Here is a 16,849-nt window from a genome sequence, read left to right on the forward strand (position 1 = left end):
TTGTGCGGGGGAAAATTTAGCTCCTAAGATTTTAGTCCAAACATTCTAATCATCAGCAGCATCAGAGTCTGGAGTTTGCTTACTTTAAAATATTTCAAACCTTATTCCATCCAATTTTCATATTTCAAATGAATTAGTGTGTTTAACTATATAAGTAATCACTTACTGGAGAAGCTTTTTCAACTGAAGTGATTATTTTTGGAGAATAAATTAAACCACTGGTTTTGTACAAATTATAATCAAGCAAGCTGAGCCTAATTCATGCTAAAATGCTCGGCTTTCATCTTTGATCTAATTTTAGATCTCCTATCATCTGCCAGCCGAGAATTGCTAGCCATGTCTACTGCTTATACTATGCAGACTGCGCCAAAAGCGTTGTTTGATTACGACAAATATTGGGCGTCCTGTTTTGAACCTGCGCCATTTTTGCCGATGTCACGTGAGGAGATGGATCAACTCGGTTGGGATAGTTGTGACTTTATTTTAGTTTGCGGTGATGCGTATATTGACCATCCCTCTTTCTGTTCGGGCATTATTGGTCGTACTTTGGAGGCTCAAGGTTTCCGTGTCGGGATTATTGCCCAGCCGGACTGGACCAGCGTAGATGCGTTCCGCGTATTGGGTAAACCGAATATCGCTTGGGGTGTAACGGCAGGGAATATGGATTCCATGATCAACCGTTATACTGCTGACCGTAAAATCCGTTCAGATGATGCTTACTCTCCAGATAACGTAGCGAATAAACGTCCTGACCGTGCCGCAACCGTATATTGTCAACGTGTGCGTGAAGCTTATCCCGATGTGCCTGTGCTTTTAGGCGGTATCGAAGCTTCATTGCGTCGTATTGCACATTATGACTATTGGTCAGACAAAGTTCGTCGTTCAGTGTTGATGGATTCTAAAGCCGATCTTCTCATGTATGGTAATGGTGAGCGTTCGATTACTGAAGTAATGCATCGTTTGGCCAAAGGCGAAAAAATTCATGAAATTACTGATGTTCGTGGCACTGCATTTATCGTGAATAAGTTAAACCGTCCATCTAAAGCCAAGTTTGTAGAAATTGCATCGAATGATGTCGATACTATTGGTCGTGTTGATCCGATCATCAATCCTTATGTGATGACTGAAGATTTAGATGGCTGTGAAATTGAAAAAGATAAGGGTAATTCTTTAACCCAATACCAAAATTTCCAAAAAGAAATTGTTACGAATCAAATTGTTCGTGAAGGGGATCAACTCGATCCTGATACGCAAATTGTACAGTTACAGCCCGCATCCAAAGCAATTAAACACAAATTGCCACCACGTGAACTGGCGGTAATTCGTTTGCCTGCATTTGAAGAAGTGGTCAATGATCCTGTGCTGTATGCCCATGCCAACCGTATTTTGCACTTGGAAACCAATCCCGGGAATGCCCGTGCCTTGGTACAAAAGCATGGCGAACGTGATGTTTGGTTAAATGCACCACCAATTCCATTGACCACAGAAGAAATGGACTATGTGTTTGACTTGCCTTATGCACGTCTGCCGCATCCAGCTTATGGTAATGCGCGTTTCCCGGCATTCGATATGATCAAGTTCTCTGTGAACATCATGCGTGGCTGTTTTGGTGGCTGTACTTTTTGTTCAATCACGGAACACGAAGGCCGTATTATCCAAAACCGTTCAGAAGAATCGATTCTACGTGAAGTTGAAAAAATTCGTGATACCGCGCCTGGCTTTACTGGCATTATCTCGGACTTGGGTGGTCCAACCGCAAACATGTACCGATTGGCATGTAAAGATCCTGAGATCGAGAAAAATTGCCGTAAGCCTTCTTGTGTATTCCCGGGCGTGTGTCAAAACTTGCATACCGATCATGCACCATTGACTCAGCTGTACCGAAAAGCACGTGCGTTAAAAGGCATTAAGAAGATTTTGATCGGTTCAGGTTTACGTTATGACCTAGCGGTGTTAAACCCAGAATATGTCAAAGAATTGGTCACTCATCACGTCGGTGGCTACTTGAAAATTGCGCCTGAACATACCGAAAAAGGGCCATTATCCAAGATGATGAAACCGGGTATTGGCACCTATGACCGTTTCAAACAAATGTTTGATCGTTTCAGTAAAGAAGCCGGTAAAGAACAGTATCTGATTCCTTACTTCATTGCGGCGCATCCCGGCACTACCGATTACGACATGATGAATTTGGCGATCTGGTTGAAGAAGAACGGTTTTCGTGCCGATCAGGTACAAACCTTCTATCCATCGCCAATGGCAACGGCAACCACCATGTATTACACTGGTAAAAATCCGCTGGCGAAAGTGGCGCGTTATACTGAAAATGTGGATATTGTAAAAGGTGAGAAACGTCGCCGCTTGCACAAGGCTTTCTTGCGTTACCATGATCCAAATAACTGGCCAATGTTACGTGAAGCTTTGAAAGAAATGGGCCGCTCAGACTTGATTGGTAATTCGAAACAACATCTGATTCCGAGCTATCAACCGCAAGGCACAGAAGGGCAATATCAGTCGGCACGCAAGAAAAACTCGACTTTGGCGGGAGATTCTGCAAAACGTACCGGTGAAAATACTGCACGTAATCAATCACGTAATGTTGCCAATACAAATGGCAATAATCGTCCTAAAAAAGGCCAGATCCTGACTCAACATACCGGCTTACCACCACGTGAAACTGGGGAAAAACGTCCATTTGCGGGTTCTAAATCCAAAACTAAATCTAAGCCTAAGTCAAAAGCTTGATTTAAAAATCAAAAAAGGACGCTTAGGCGTTCTTTTTTATCATTCAATTAAATAGCCCTCTAATGAAAACAGCTCATCGGAATTGTAGGACAATATGCAAAAGTAGTCTTGCATCCCTACTGTGCCTTGAGCTACAGTAATTCGGTGTCAGATAATGGATGAATCCTAGGCATAGATGTAAAAAATAAAATCAGTGCAACTTTTTGTCAGCATTTATAATGATTTTGTCATGATTGAATGCAGTTCGTTTGCTTGAAATATTTAATAAAAATAAGCGTTGTATACTGAGGTTGATAACAAGCATCGGTGTGACACCGGAAAGACTATAAAAAATTAAAGGATTAAGAGGATGATAATTTATATTTTGGTCGGAAGTTTACTTCTGTTTGGTATTCTGCTGAAGGCTTGGAAAAGCCTAGAAAGTGGAACCAAGCAGCAAGATAGTGCTTTAAAACAAAGGGCTATTTTTAATATTAGTGAACAGATAACCTTTACACGCCTTAAAGAAATATTGCCGCGCAGTACCGTGTTGGTTCATGTTTCATTTGATGCCTTGCTGACGACCAAATACAGCCGTACCCGCCATAAATATCGCAATATGGTGGCAGATTTTGTGATTCTGGATGAACATCATCAGGTGCTTGCCATTATTGCATTGGATGATCCTATGGCCTTACGGCATCCGCAAAATGCCCAATATCAGGATGCGCTGTTGGCAATGGCCGGGTATCGAGTGATTCGTTATGAAGATGTGCCGGAATATTTTCAGTTAAGACAAGATTTTTTAATTGAAAACCCTACTGATTTTCAGCTAGATGAGTTAACAGAAGCTTCAATAAAAAAGTATGATTTTTATCCAGATTTGGGCCGTAAGAAAATCCGAATGTTAGGTTAAATCAGCATAAGCATGAAGAATATTCATGCTTATTTTTTGCATTTTTAATGCGATGCACGAACAGCAGTAACCGTCATTTCCACCAAAACATCAGGGGCATACAGCTTGGCTTCGACACAGGTACGGGGCAGGGCTTCAATATCAGCCACCCAGTCATCCCAGACTTCATTCATTGCTGCGTAGTCATTTTCAATATCTTTTAAATAAATAGTTACAGACATAATCTGGCTCTTGTCTGTACCAGCATCCGCCAGCAAGCGATTAATAATTTCCAGGGTTTGTCGGGTTTGACCTTTAATATCCAGTGTGGTATCTGTAGCCAATTGACCAGCCAGATATACCAGATTGCCTGAAATAGCAATTTCAGAAAAGCGCTTTTCAACATGCAGGCGTTGTACTGTCATAATATAAGTCCTATATTTTTGGCATAGTTGCTGCGAGCCATATCTTGGTCATACAAGCCTGCAGCTAGGTAGATGACAACATCATAATGCCATGAGCCTTTAGCGTAAATCATTTATCGAGCAGCCATGGTTAAGCTAAAGCTGTCGCAGAAGAGATTTTTAAAATTAACGGGAAAATTAGAATATGCAGCCTGAAATAGACTGTTTTTTAAGAATGTATAGAGAGGTGTAAAAGGATATGTAAGAGGTAGAAGAGAGAAGCCATGCTGTTCAACAGAGTTGCCCTGTAATATTCGGATTTGATCGTCACGCCAATCACAGGACAGCATGCTAAAAGTAAAGGTGATTTTTAGCATCTCGGCGTTTACATGGATAAATGTATCGCGCCCATAGAGTACCGCAAAAATACTTGTTGTGTGTAATCAATTGGTCTAATTACATTCTTTTGGTTGAAAAACACGCAAAATATTACCAAAGAGAAAGCTGTGACTGATCTTGCTGATCGGAAAGCTGATACAGCCCAACGCCAATGAGGCGAAATTGAAAATGTTTCGGAATATGCATTTCAATGAGTAGCTGTTGCAACACCTGTTCCAGTTGTTGCCGATTTTGCAAAGGCTGTTTGAAACTCTTGCTGTGTTGTAAGACCTGAAAATTTTTTAACTTGAGTTTGGCTGAAACGCCGCGTGCGCAAAGTTGTTTGCGTTCTAAACTGTTCCAGACTTGGTCAATCAGTCGAGGCCAAGAGTTCTGGCATTGGGTTAAGGTCAGGTCATCATCAAAGGTAGTTTCTTTGGAAATTTGTTGGCGTTCGCGCTCCGCCTGAACCGGACGTTCATCAATCCCTTGAGCATAGAGAAAAAGCTGTTTGCCATATTTTCCAAAATGTTGAACTAGCACATTCTGCTCAATTTTTTGTAAATCTCCCAGCGTTTGCAATTGCAGCAGCTTGAGCTTTTCTTGCATCACTTTTCCCACACCGGGAATTTTTTTCAGTGGTAAATCCTGAATAAACTGCTGTACCTGTGAGGGCTTAATGACACAAATACCATTCGGTTTGTTCCAGTCTGAAGCAATTTTAGCTAAAAATTTATTTGGCGCGACTCCGGCAGAGGCTGTTAAACCAGTCGCTTGGAAAATATCTTCCCTTATCCGCATGGCCACTTCGGTGGCACTTGGAATATTTTCCAGATTTTCAGTCACATCTAAATAAGCTTCATCTAAAGACAAAGGCTCTATCAGTGGTGTGTAATGTTGAAACACCTGATGAATTTGCGCAGAAATGGCACGATATTTTTCAAAATTGGGCTCAATCACGATTACATGTGGACAAAGCTTTCGGGCCTGTGACATCGACATGGCAGAGCGCAAGCCAAACTCTCGCGCAGGGTAGGAGGCTGCACAAATCACTGCCCGTGGATGATGTGAAGACACCACCACAGGCAAATGCTTTAACTCCGGCCGGTCTTTCAGTTCCACGGATGCAAAAAAGGCATCCATATCGATGTGAATGATTTTTCTCATGCAGTCCCAAATTCTGCCTGTACATGCTGGGCTTCAGTATCTCATCTTCATCGATCAGATTGTAGAGCAGGATCAAGTGGATACGACACAGGCTGACTGAGTAAAACTAGACGGGTTTGTTGTAGTTCAGCCGCTTGAATCAGTATTTTTAGACTTTGCTCGGCGTGATCTGCCAAGTAGGGTAAAAACTCCAAAGGCTGGTCAATCGGCTTGAAAAAATTATCCCAATGAATAGGCACAACCACTTTAGGTTTTAAGGTTCGCAGAGTTTGATCGAGATAGTTTTGCTGAAACCCTTCCGATTGGCGTGACAACTGGGCAATGCCTAAAAATAAAATATCTACCTTTGAATTTTTCAGTTGATCCGGTACAGCACCGGTACTGGCTTTGACTAAAATGCGCTGACCTGAATGTTCAATCAGATAGTCAAAACTATGGCCTTCCTTAAATGCCGAGAAGCAGGCAGGAAGTTGTAGCGGCCGGGTAATTTCCTCTCCCTAGTCATTATTGACGGCAGTAGATGGCGTATGTTGTGACGGAATAGCGGTGACCTTAAACTGGCCAAACAGCATGGGTTTAAAAGGCTGGACGGGTAGCTGTTGCTGTTCTGGAACATGTCCGCCGCGGGCAATATTTAAGCTACTGTTTGAACCAATAATTTTGCTGTTCGGGAGCTGTTTTCCGAGTTCGGCAATATCGAGAGCATGATCATAATGTGAATGGGTCACCAGGATGGCTTGAGTTCGTTGTAATTGATATTGGGCTATGACCTGTTTGAGAATTTGGGATTGACTTTGGATTTTGGTGAACCGCACCTGTCTAATGGAAGGACGGCTAAAGAAACCGTCAATCAAGATCTGAGATTGGCCATCATCAAACAGCAGGGTGGAAATGCCAAAGAATTTGACCTTGAGCTTGGAAGATGTGGCTACTTGTGCAGATGCCTTATATTGTCATTTTTGAAAATCAGACACTTGACCTGAAGGTTGCAGTAGCAGAACCACGGCAGCCACCAGAATAAGTATGCCGATACCGAACGCCAGCCAAAATCCTTTTTGATTTGCCATAATTTTCCTGTTTTTTATGCAGTTTTATTTTTATTATGGATTAAGATCGAAGCTTATCTTGTTATTTTTTAGGTAAATTTTCAACCTTTTTAATTGGATAGACACCATTGCCTTCTAAAAAGTGCATCCAGTCTTCTTTATCACCATTAAATACATTCAAGTCCACTTCTTTAGGGATGCCTTTAATTTGTCCCTGATTGGTATGCTGCCAGAACAGCCATTTCGGATTGCCTTTTAAATCCGGTTTGCCGTGATATTCACGTACCCAAAGTGGTGTTTTTGTAAATTCCCCAGCCAAAATAATGTTATAGAAGGCTTTGGAGGTATAAAAAATCGGTTGTTTGCCATAATGCTGAGATAGCCGATCATGCATGACCTGAATTTCTTTAAGTAGCTGTTCCCTGGTATAGGTGTTGATGCAGTGACTGTCATATTCCAGATCAATCACCGGTGGCAGGGCATCAGCTTTATTGGGCACGGTTTCAATAAAATTTTGTGCCTGAATTGCGCCATCACGACATAAACGGTAAAAATGATAGGCGCCCACAGTCAAACCCTGTTCACGGGCTTGTAACCAATAGTCCTGAAATTTTCGATCTTTAAAATCGCCGCCTTCGGTAGCTTTCAGATAGACAAATTGATAACTTTTCGGTGAAATCTGTTGCCACTGAATATCGCCCTGATGATGTGAAACATCAAAACCTTTGACCGGATATTCCTGTGCAGAGGCAGGATTATGGTGCAAAACAAAAACATACAATACGATTGCAACACAGCTCAGCATGAGACCAATGCAAGAGGCATACAGCTTGTGATGATTGGATTTGGCTAATCGTTTTTTAGGCATAAAATAATTTGTGATGTTTTATCAAGCACATGATAACGCGATCTGAACATTCAGACCACGTAGTTTCTGATGCCAGCTGATTATACTGGGGTGTGGCGTGGAATTTGCCAGAAAATTGCTGCGGTAATCAGGTTAATGCAGCCGAGGAGGATCAGGGTGCTATGAAAAGCCGTCACGATTTGCTCGCTACCGAAATAGGCCGTAAACAGGTTCACCAAGGTGCCGGCTAAAGCTACCCCTATACTCATCGACACCATCATGATCATGGACAGGAAGCTGTTACCACTGCTGGCATCCTGTTGCGGTAAATCCTTTAGGGTCAGGGTATTCATGGAAACAAACTGCAAAGAATTCAGCATGCCAAAAATAAAGAAATGCAAGGTTCTTAACCAGATTGGAGTCTCCGCCGTGCTCAGGGCAAAACTGGCAATACATGCTCCGACCAGTAAGGTATTCACCAACAATACCTTACGATAACCAAAGCGTTGAATAATCTGCCGGATAATCGGCTTGGAGGCCAGAGAACCCAGTACGGTCGGAATCATCAACAGACCGGTAATAAATGGTTCAAAACCGAAAGCCACCTGTAACATCAGCGGAATTAAAAAAGGTATCGCGTTGCCGCCCAAGCGCGCAAAGAAATTACCCACAATACCAATGGCATAAATGCGATTGCTAAATAATGTGCTACGAAACAGCGCATTGTGATGGGTATGCGCATGAATGGCATAAAGGATAGCTGCAAATATCCCCGCAATCACCAGCGCAATACTCCACCATAGTGACTGATGTGGACTGGCAAAATTTTCAATGCCCAGTGAAAGTCCTACCATGGCAATAACCAGTAAAATAAAACCTGAAAAATCAAATTTTTTGACGCTAGGCTCGGTCACATTTGGCATCGCTTTAAAGGTAATCAGGCAACCTAAAAACCCCATTGGAATATTAATTAAAAAAATCCAGTGCCAGGAGGTAACTTCAACCATCCACCCACCCAGTGTCGGACCAATCAGTGGACCCACCAGACCGGCCAGACTCATCAAGCTCATGGCCGATAAAAACTGGCTGCGCGGAATGACCTTGAGCATGGCCAGACGGCCTACCGGAAGTAACAATGCGCCACCAATCCCCTGAATGACCCGATAAACCAGCAGTTCATTTAAGCTGTTGGCCAATCCACATCCCAGCGATGCCAAGGTAAACACAATAATGGCTGTAAAGTAGGTATTGCGTACGCCAAAACGGTCGGCCAGCCAGCCGCTTAAGGGAATACAGGCTGCTACCGAAAGCACATAGGCCACCACCACACTATGCATTTGCAGCGGATCTTCAGCCAGATTTTCGGCCATCGCCGGAATTGCGGTATTGACAATGGTGGTGTCCAGACCTTGCATGAAGAAACCGATCGATACCAACAGAACCAACAGTCGGAATTCAGGTTGTAGGGCTTGATGCGAAGGAGTGGCATTCATAACAATATTAAAGTGATTTTTTACAGAGTTTAAAGCAATACGTTCAAAGTGGTGTAATAAAAAGTTGTGCTATCCATTATGGGACAGCACTGTCTGGAGCTCGCTTTTTTGTATTGGGGCATCCGCTTAAATGGCAAAGTGTTTCGGGGCACCCAAATTTTTAATGGCATTGAGAATCTGGTCGGCATGATTGCAGATAATCAGTTTGGCCCGATGCTGAGGCGGTAAAAAGCCTTCAGTAACAGCATGATCCAGCTGGCTAATCAGGGCATCATAAAAGCCATTCACGTTATACAGCATCATGGGTTTCTGGTGCTGATTCAACTGTCCCCAGGTGGCAATTTCCAGAATTTCTTCAAAGGTGCCCAAGCCACCTGGCAAGGCCACAAAGGCACTGGCACGCTCGGCCATCATGGCTTTGCGCTCATGCATGCTCTGTACAATGTGTAACTCAGTCAGCTGGTGATGCGCGATTTCATAATCCAGCATAAATTCAGGAATCACCCCGACCGTTTCACCGCCACGCTGTCTGACTGCATCTGCCACTTGTCCCATGAGACCAATACTTGCGCCACCATAGACCATGCCGAAACCCAGGTCTGCCAGTGCCTGAGCCAAAGCGATGGCTTTTTCCTGATAAATTGATTTATTGCCTGAACGTGAACCACAGTAGAGTGCTATTAAAGGTTGAGTTGTTTTGGGAGTAGGATTGTTATGTTTAGGAGTCATTTTTAATACACTGTTCATCATTATATTTTTACCATAGCATTTTATTTTTTCAGTCTCTAGCTTAACTGTTAAATATGACACGGCGTGATCAACCTTATATAGACTTTGCAAAGATTTGTTGAAATTGGCTGAGCAAATAACAGCGCAGTACGGAAAAAAGGATGAATTTCTACCTCATCTTGCTATACTAAAAATCTGTTTTCCAACAAATGAATCAACATGGGTAGTGGTTGTCCTCGCTCTGAACACTTCAATGCTTCCGCAAAAAATATAGAGAATGCTGTTCATCGCATATTCAGCGATTTTAATATGAACCTTCTAAAATCAGTCCCTCATCATCCTGCACAGGAGAACATCCAATGATCTTGGAATGGATGTCAGATCCATCGGCATGGATTGGACTGGCAACTTTAGTGGTTCTAGAAATTGTGCTGGGTATCGACAACCTGGTTTTTATTGCGATTTTGGCGGAAAAATTGCCGCCAGAACAGCGCAATGCAGGCCGTATTGTTGGCTTAATGATGGCTTTGTGTATGCGGTTGATTTTACTTGCATCCATTGCCTGGGTAGTCACCTTAACTCAACCATTGTTCCATGTTTTAGATCATCCTTTTTCCGGTCGTGACCTGATTTTGTTGTTTGGTGGTGTGTTCCTTTTATTTAAAGGCACCATGGAGTTACATGAGCGCATAGAAGGCGTTCAGCCGCAAAAAGAAGACAATCCTGTACATGCTGCCTTCTGGATGGTGATTGTTCAGATTGTGGTGCTTGATGCAGTATTCTCTCTGGATAGCGTGATTACTGCAGTCGGCATGGTCAAAGACCTGTCGGTGATGATGATTGCGGTGGTGATTGCTGTCGGCATCATGCTGTGGGCATCGAAACCGCTGATGAATTTCGTCAACAAGCATCCGACCGTAGTCATTCTATGCCTCGGCTTCTTGATGATGATTGGATTCTCACTCATTGTTGAAGGTTTTGGTTTCCATATTCCAAAAGGCTATCTATACGCCGCAATTGGTTTCTCTGTGGTGGTGGAATTTATCAACCAAACCATGCGCCGTAATCAGGAAAAGATGGTGACCACTACCGACTTGCGTTACCGTACTGCTTCTGCCGTGATGCGCATGCTGGGTGGTAAGTCAGAATCGCAAAATAATGAAGCTGAAGATGTACTGGCAACCCGTGCCTTTGCCGATGAAGTCTTTAATGAAGATAATGGTGTTTATCACAGCGTGATGGTGCAAGGGGTACTTGGACTGTCAGAGCGGCCAGTGAAATCGGTGATGACACCGCGTCCGGAACTGGAATGGATTGATCTGGATGAAGATGATGCTTCCATTAAAGAACAGTTATTAAGCACCACCCATTCGCGCTTGATTGTGGCGCATGGCGAACTGGACAATATTGCCGGTGTGGTACTGACCCATAAAGTCATGAACGATTATATCGAAACCGGAAAGCTGAATTTTGAAGGTCATTTACGTGAACCGGTGATTGTGCATGAAAATGCCCAGGTGTTGATGGTGATGGAGCAGTTACGCCAGGCACCGTTACAAATAGCAATTGTATTGAATGAATATGGTTCAATTGAAGGGATTGCCACCCCGATTGATGTACTTGAAGCCATTGCCGGTGAATTCCCGGATGAAGACGAGTTTGAAACAGCTGCCGAAAGTCTGGAAGATGGGACTTTAATCCTGGAAGGTTCAACCGATATTCGCCATGTTTCCTTGCTTTTAGGTTGTGATTTGGTGGATGAATCTGAACAGTATTCAACGCTTTCCGGTTATATCCTGTTCCATCTGGGGCGTTTGCCGGAAAGTGGTGCCAAGCTGGAAGCAGACAACTATATCTTCGAGGTTGTCACCATGGAGGGCCATAAAATTGATAAGGTTCATATTATCCCGCTCAATCAAGATGCGGCTGAAGATTAATTTCATTCTGCGCAGATGAGTTTTAAACACCAAGATTGAATTAAAATAGCCCGCATAGTCGGGCTATTTTATTGCTCATTTAAATGGGAAAAATTGATGTCAGAAACACAGTGTCCATGTGGTCGAGGCGATTACGCCAGCTGTTGCCAACCTCTGCATTTGGGGCAGGCCCAAGCGCAAAGTGCAGAACAGCTGATGCGTTCGCGTTATAGTGCCTTTGCCAAGCATGAAATTGACTACATTGTTAAAACCACCGCATTAGGCCAGCAACAGGCGCTGGATGTGGCTGCGATTGCCGACTGGAGTAAAGCCAACCAGTGGCTTAAGCTTGAAGTGGTGCAGGCTCAGGAAAAACTGGACAAGCACCATGCTCAGGTTGAATTTAAGGCCCATTATCATGATGGCAAACAGGCTCAGGTTCATCATGAAATTTCCCATTTTGTGAAGCATGAAGGTGCATGGTATTTCCTTGATCCGACCACAGCTATGCACGTCACCATGAAACAGCCGTGTATTTGTGGTTCAGGGAAAAAATTTAAGCAATGTTGTGTACAATACCTGTAATTTTCCGCTAAATTTGCCTTAGAATAGCGCGCATCAATTACCCTCAGGGGAAGCAGGGCAATGTTGCTATTGGTCATTTATATTATTGCGATTACGGCTGAAGCTATGACAGGCGCACTGTCGGCAGGCCGGCGTAGTATGGATTGGTTTGGTGTAACGCTGATCGCCTGTGTGACTGCACTGGGTGGAGGTTCGGTTCGCGATGTGCTGCTGGGACATTATCCGCTGACCTGGGTCAAGCATCCCGAATATCTGGTGCTAACCTGTGTGGCTGCCTTTGTCACCATCCTGATTGCCAAATGGATGCGCCATTTACGTTCCATCTTCCTGATTCTCGATGCCTTGGGCCTGATTGGTTTTACCATCATTGGCTGTCAGATTGCCTTGCAAATGGGGCATGGTTTTGTGGTTTCCGCGGTCGCCGGGGTGTTAACCGGAGTATCCGGCGGTATTCTGCGTGATATTCTCTGTAACGACGTGCCTTTAGTATTCCGCCGTGAACTGTATGCCAGTATTTCCTTTGTTTCCGTGATTTGTTATTGGATTTGTCAAGATATTGGCTTCTCGCTGGAGGTCACGGTTATTTCGACCTTAATCTTCGGTTTCTCTTTGCGCTGCATCGCCATCTATTTTGGCCTGGAAATGCCGAAATTCATTTATAAAGATGACGATGACCAGTCCGCATCTTCCAAAGATGCTTCATAAAATGACCGCCATAGGATGAATGACCGACGAAATAAGCGGTCATCATCTGTAAATTGGCGTATAAAAATCAATACAACTATAAATCCTGTTGGGAAAGCAGCATCTATTCTTTCACCAAATCAGAGCTCTTGTTATGGATTTAGTCTCACGCATACAACGCTTACCGATTGGTAAGTTTCACTATACCTTGCTATGGGTGATCGGTCTCGGCTGGATGTTTGATGCCATGGATACCGGATTGATTTCCTTTATTCTGGCAAAAATGGCCGAAGACTGGGCCATGACCCCGGATGATAAAAGCTGGGTGGTTTCCATCGGTTTTATCGGCATGGCGATTGGTGCGGTGTGTTCAGGCGGCCTTGCGGATCGTTGGGGACGTAAAACGGTCTTTGCCTCAACCTTGGTGATTTATAGTCTGGCCACTGCTGCCTGTGCTTTTGCGCCGAACCTGACCTGGTTACTGGTGTTCCGTTTCATTGTCGGACTTGGACTGGGGGGTCAGTTACCTGTGGCCGTGACGCTGGTGAGTGAATATATTCCTGCCCATGTCCGCGGGCGCTTTATTGTGTTGCTGGAAAGTTTCTGGGGGCTCGGTTGGCTGGTTGCAGCACTGGTTTCGCGTTTTATTATTCCTGATTTTGGCTGGCATGCCACTTTCCTGATTGGCGGGATTCCTGCGCTGTATGCGCTGGTGATCTGGAAAATGGTTCCGGAATCGGTTCCGTACTTAATTAACCGTGGTCGTTTTGAAGAAGCGCATGCCTTGGTGAAAAAAATTGAAGCCAAATGTGGTGTAGAAGTCATTGAAATATTTCAGGTCAAACCGGTGGCTGAAAAGCATGACATTAGCTTCTCTCAGCTCTGGTCAGGCATTTTTGCCCGTCGTACCCTGATGCTGTGGCTGATCTGGTTTGGGATCGTATTTTCCTACTACGGTATTTTTACCTGGCTGCCAAGTTTGCTGGTCAAAGAAGGCTATACCATCGTACAGTCTTTTGAATATGTACTGGTGATGATTTTAGCGCAGCTTCCGGGTTATTTAGTAGCAGCTTGGCTCGTTGAAAAGTTAGGTCGTAAGGCTACGCTTGCAGGCTTTATTGGGATGTGTGCACTGTCTGCCTACTTCTTTGGTCAATCGGACAATGTGACCCAGATTGTGGTGTGGGGTTGTTTGATGTCCTTCTTTAACCTGGGTGCTTGGGGTGTGTTATACACCTATACGCCAGAACAGTATCCAGCCAATATCCGTGCCTTCGGTTCTGGTTGGGCCGGAGCCATTGGTCGTATTGGCGGTATTTTTGCGCCATTTGCGGTGACTCATATGATGGTGCTCGATCATGGTTTTAGTTATGTGTTTATGATGTTTACTGCAGTTTTAATTGCCGTGGCACTGATCATTCTGGTGTTGGGTGAAGAAACCAAAGGCAAAACTCTGGAGTCGATCGGTTTATAAAATTGCCGATTTTTTAGTTGATTGACCCTTATAAAATGGATATTTTTAGTCCATAAGACACAATTTGTCGCAGAGTGTGGGTTACTGCCCTTGTGTAGTCTGCACCTGCGACATAGCATAACAACGTAGATACAAAAACGAATTATTTAGGATTTCACGCTTTTATGACCAGCCTTGTGCATCATGCGACAGAAAATCGTTCCGTAGCCGAATTTACTGAACAAGCTTACCTTAACTATGCCATGTACGTGATTATGGATCGTGCATTGCCGCATATCAGTGACGGTTTAAAACCGGTACAGCGTCGTATTGTCTTCGCGATGAGTGAACTGGGCTTAAAGCATAGCGGCAAGCCAAAAAAATCTGCCCGTACCGTGGGTGATGTACTCGGTAAGTACCATCCGCATGGTGACTCTGCCTGTTATGAAGCCATGGTGCTGATGGCACAGCCATTCAGTTATCGTTATCCTTTTATTGAAGGTCAAGGTAACTGGGGTTCACCGGATGATCCGAAATCCTTCGCGGCGATGCGTTATACCGAAGCCAAGCTGTCGCAATACAGTGAAGTGCTGTTGTCTGAACTGGGGCAGGGCACCTGTGACTGGCAAGACAACTTTGATGGTTCCATGAAAGAACCGGTGAACTTGCCTGCACGCGTACCGAATATTTTATTGAACGGCACCACCGGGATTGCAGTCGGTATGGCCACCGATATTCCACCGCATAACTTGCGTGAAGTGGTCAAAGGCACCATCGCGCTGATTCGCAATCCGAATCTGTCCGATGAAAAAGTGGCGGAATATATTCCAGCGCCTGACTTGCCAACCAGAGCGGAAATTATTACTTCACCTGAAGAATTGCTCAAAATACAAACCACAGGTCGTGGCAGTTACCGTACCCGTGCGGTCTATAAAATAGAAAGAAATGAAATCGTGATTACCGACTTGCCGTATCAGGTGTCGGGTTCCAAAGTCATTACCCAGATTGCCGATCAGATGCAGGCAAAAAAATTGCCATTGGTCAGTGACCTGCGTGATGAATCGGATCATCAGAATCCAACCCGTCTGGTGATTGTGCTGCGTTCCAACCGCATTGATGCCGAAGCGGTGATGAGCCATCTGTTTGCGACCACTGATCTGGAATCCAGCTATCGTGTCAACATGAACATGATTGGTGCTGATGGCCGTCCGCAAGTGAAATCGATTCGTCGCATCTTGCTGGAATGGATCGAGATTCGTAAAAATACCGTAACCCGCCGTCTGCAATATCATTTAAATAAAATTGAAAAACGCCTGCATATTCTTGTAGGTCTGATCATTGCCTATTTAAACATTGATGAAGTGATTCGTATTATTCGTGAAGAAGATCAACCTAAACCGGTATTGATGTCTCACTTTAATATTGATGAAATTCAGGCCGAAGCCATTTTGGAACTCAAGTTACGTCACTTGGCACGTCTTGAAGAAATGGAAATGCGCCGTGAACAGGAAGAACTGGAAGCAAAAGCAGCCATTATTCGTGAACAACTGGCCAATCCTGAATCTTTAAAAGTATTGATCATCAATGAATTGAAAGAAGATGCAAAAAAGTTTGGCGACGACCGTCGTTCACCAATCGTGAAACGTGCTGAAGCACTTGCTATTAATGAACAGGACATGTTGCCGGTCGATCCGGTCACAGTGGTGTTGTCTGAAGCCGGCTGGATTCGTTCTGCCAAAGGCCATGAGGTCGATGCTGAAAATCTCAACTTCCGCGCCGGCGACCAATATTTAAGTCATGCCCAGGGTAAGTCTAATCAACGGGTCTATGTCCTGGACGATACCGGTCGAAGTTATGCGCTGGCCATTAACAGTCTGCCATCGGCACGTGGTTTGGGTGAACCTTTAAGCTCCAAACTATCACCTGCCAGCGGCGTCGGGTTTATTCAAATCTTTATTGCCGAAGATGACACTGAAGTTTTGGCCTTAAGTTCTAAAGGTTATGGTTTTAAAACTCAGGCTAAACAGCTGGATACCAATGCCAAAGCCGGTAAATCCTTCCTGACCGTGCCGGAAGATGCTAAAGCGATGCCACTGCAGGCAATAGAACAGGCGACCCATGTAGCCTTGCTTAGTTCAGCGGGGCGTATGCTGGTGGTCGATTTGTCAGAATTACCAAGTCTGAATAAAGGTAAAGGTAATAAATTGATACAACTCGAAACAAAAGATCAAATTGTATCCATGACAATGCTTAATTTAGATGAAATAATTCAAGTAGTTGCTGGACAGCAACAATTAAAACTAAAAGGCGATGATCTTCAAAAATATATTGGTAAGCGAGGCAGTAAAGGTCAACTCTTACCACGAGGATATCAAAAAGCAAATAGACTGTTCATTCAAAGATAAAACTAGCATCCCGGATACGAAATACGCTATATATGGTTAATTCGTGCAAATGGATGCTTTGTTGAACACCATAAAAGGAAAAAACTAGGTTCAGCAAAGAAAAAAACAGTTTAAAAACTAAGG

The 16,849-nt window shown here is 44.0% G+C and carries 12 protein-coding genes and 1 pseudogene; 7 read left to right on the forward strand and 6 right to left on the reverse strand.

Annotation, left to right across the window (positions count from 1 at the left end):
* Positions 1-336 precede the first annotated feature (336 nt).
* Both LZZ98_RS08225 and LZZ98_RS08230 read left to right on the forward strand, forming a co-directional pair.
* The gene (locus tag LZZ98_RS08225) at positions 337-2,745 is read left to right on the forward strand and encodes a YgiQ family radical SAM protein (RefSeq protein WP_237787431.1); all 2,409 of its coding nucleotides are present in this window, start codon (positions 337-339) and stop codon (positions 2,743-2,745) included.
* A 349-nt stretch (positions 2,746-3,094) separates the two neighbouring features.
* On the forward strand, positions 3,095-3,640 hold the full coding sequence (locus tag LZZ98_RS08230; protein ID WP_237787432.1) for a DUF2726 domain-containing protein: 546 nt from the start codon (positions 3,095-3,097) through the stop codon (positions 3,638-3,640).
* Positions 3,641-3,684: 44 nt separating this feature from the next.
* Here LZZ98_RS08230 and LZZ98_RS08235 read toward each other — a convergent pair whose 3' ends face one another.
* From LZZ98_RS08235 to LZZ98_RS08260, 6 genes and pseudogenes are all read right to left on the reverse strand, one after another.
* On the reverse strand, positions 3,685-4,044 hold the full coding sequence (locus LZZ98_RS08235; RefSeq protein ID WP_237787433.1) for a RidA family protein: 360 nt from the start codon (positions 4,042-4,044) through the stop codon (positions 3,685-3,687).
* A 468-nt stretch (positions 4,045-4,512) separates the two neighbouring features.
* Complete coding sequence (gene dinB, locus LZZ98_RS08240) at positions 4,513-5,568, reverse strand: DNA polymerase IV (protein ID WP_237787434.1); 1,056 nt, start codon at positions 5,566-5,568, stop codon at positions 4,513-4,515.
* A 47-nt stretch (positions 5,569-5,615) separates the two neighbouring features.
* Positions 5,616-6,635: pseudogene (locus LZZ98_RS08245) on the reverse strand (MBL fold metallo-hydrolase).
* Between the two features lie 61 nt (positions 6,636-6,696).
* Positions 6,697-7,482, reverse strand: coding sequence for a glycoside hydrolase family 25 protein (locus LZZ98_RS08250; RefSeq protein WP_237787435.1), 786 nt, complete (start codon positions 7,480-7,482; stop codon positions 6,697-6,699).
* 80 nt (positions 7,483-7,562) lie between these two features.
* On the reverse strand, positions 7,563-8,954 hold the full coding sequence (mdtD, locus tag LZZ98_RS08255; RefSeq protein WP_237787436.1) for a multidrug transporter subunit MdtD: 1,392 nt from the start codon (positions 8,952-8,954) through the stop codon (positions 7,563-7,565).
* A 126-nt stretch (positions 8,955-9,080) separates the two neighbouring features.
* Positions 9,081-9,701, reverse strand: a complete 621-nt coding sequence (locus tag LZZ98_RS08260; protein WP_237787531.1) for a TIGR00730 family Rossman fold protein — start codon at positions 9,699-9,701, stop codon at positions 9,081-9,083.
* 341 nt (positions 9,702-10,042) lie between these two features.
* On the opposite strand from LZZ98_RS08260, the gene LZZ98_RS08265 reads away from it, so the two are divergent.
* The 5 genes from LZZ98_RS08265 (at position 10,043) to parC (ending at position 16,726) form a co-directional block, all read left to right on the forward strand.
* A complete protein-coding gene (locus LZZ98_RS08265) occupies positions 10,043-11,620 on the forward strand; it encodes a TerC family protein (protein ID WP_237787437.1) in 1,578 nt (525 codons plus the stop codon).
* Between the two features lie 96 nt (positions 11,621-11,716).
* The gene (locus LZZ98_RS08270) at positions 11,717-12,184 is read left to right on the forward strand and encodes a YchJ family protein (protein WP_237787438.1); all 468 of its coding nucleotides are present in this window, start codon (positions 11,717-11,719) and stop codon (positions 12,182-12,184) included.
* Positions 12,185-12,244: 60 nt separating this feature from the next.
* Positions 12,245-12,889, forward strand: a complete 645-nt coding sequence (locus LZZ98_RS08275) for a trimeric intracellular cation channel family protein (RefSeq protein ID WP_086174171.1) — start codon at positions 12,245-12,247, stop codon at positions 12,887-12,889.
* 133 nt (positions 12,890-13,022) lie between these two features.
* Complete coding sequence (gene niaP, locus LZZ98_RS08280) at positions 13,023-14,342, forward strand: niacin transporter NiaP (protein ID WP_237787439.1); 1,320 nt, start codon at positions 13,023-13,025, stop codon at positions 14,340-14,342.
* A 164-nt stretch (positions 14,343-14,506) separates the two neighbouring features.
* Entirely contained in the window at positions 14,507-16,726 is a 2,220-nt protein-coding gene (gene parC, locus LZZ98_RS08285) for a DNA topoisomerase IV subunit A (RefSeq protein ID WP_237787440.1), read from the forward strand.
* The last annotated feature ends 123 nt before the right edge of the window (positions 16,727-16,849 follow it).

Source organism: Acinetobacter sp. SM34 (assembly GCF_022012365.1).
Taxonomy (GTDB): Bacteria; Pseudomonadota; Gammaproteobacteria; order Pseudomonadales; family Moraxellaceae; genus Acinetobacter.

Bases quoted from the DNA above. Each gene is read 5' to 3' on its own strand.
- LZZ98_RS08225 (WP_237787431.1), top strand. From the start codon at position 337: ATGTCTACTGCTTATACTATGCAGACTGCGCCAAAAGCGTTGTTTGAT.
- LZZ98_RS08230 (WP_237787432.1), top strand. From the start codon at position 3,095: ATGATAATTTATATTTTGGTCGGAAGTTTACTTCTGTTTGGTATTCTG.
- LZZ98_RS08235 (WP_237787433.1), bottom strand. From the start codon at position 4,044: ATGACAGTACAACGCCTGCATGTTGAAAAGCGCTTTTCTGAAATTGCT.
- dinB (WP_237787434.1), bottom strand. From the start codon at position 5,568: ATGAGAAAAATCATTCACATCGATATGGATGCCTTTTTTGCATCCGTG.
- LZZ98_RS08250 (WP_237787435.1), bottom strand. From the start codon at position 7,482: ATGCCTAAAAAACGATTAGCCAAATCCAATCATCACAAGCTGTATGCC.
- mdtD (WP_237787436.1), bottom strand. From the start codon at position 8,954: ATGAATGCCACTCCTTCGCATCAAGCCCTACAACCTGAATTCCGACTG.
- LZZ98_RS08260 (WP_237787531.1), bottom strand. From the start codon at position 9,701: ATGAACAGTGTATTAAAAATGACTCCTAAACATAACAATCCTACTCCC.
- LZZ98_RS08265 (WP_237787437.1), top strand. From the start codon at position 10,043: ATGATCTTGGAATGGATGTCAGATCCATCGGCATGGATTGGACTGGCA.
- LZZ98_RS08270 (WP_237787438.1), top strand. From the start codon at position 11,717: ATGTCAGAAACACAGTGTCCATGTGGTCGAGGCGATTACGCCAGCTGT.
- LZZ98_RS08275 (WP_086174171.1), top strand. From the start codon at position 12,245: ATGTTGCTATTGGTCATTTATATTATTGCGATTACGGCTGAAGCTATG.
- niaP (WP_237787439.1), top strand. From the start codon at position 13,023: ATGGATTTAGTCTCACGCATACAACGCTTACCGATTGGTAAGTTTCAC.
- parC (WP_237787440.1), top strand. From the start codon at position 14,507: ATGACCAGCCTTGTGCATCATGCGACAGAAAATCGTTCCGTAGCCGAA.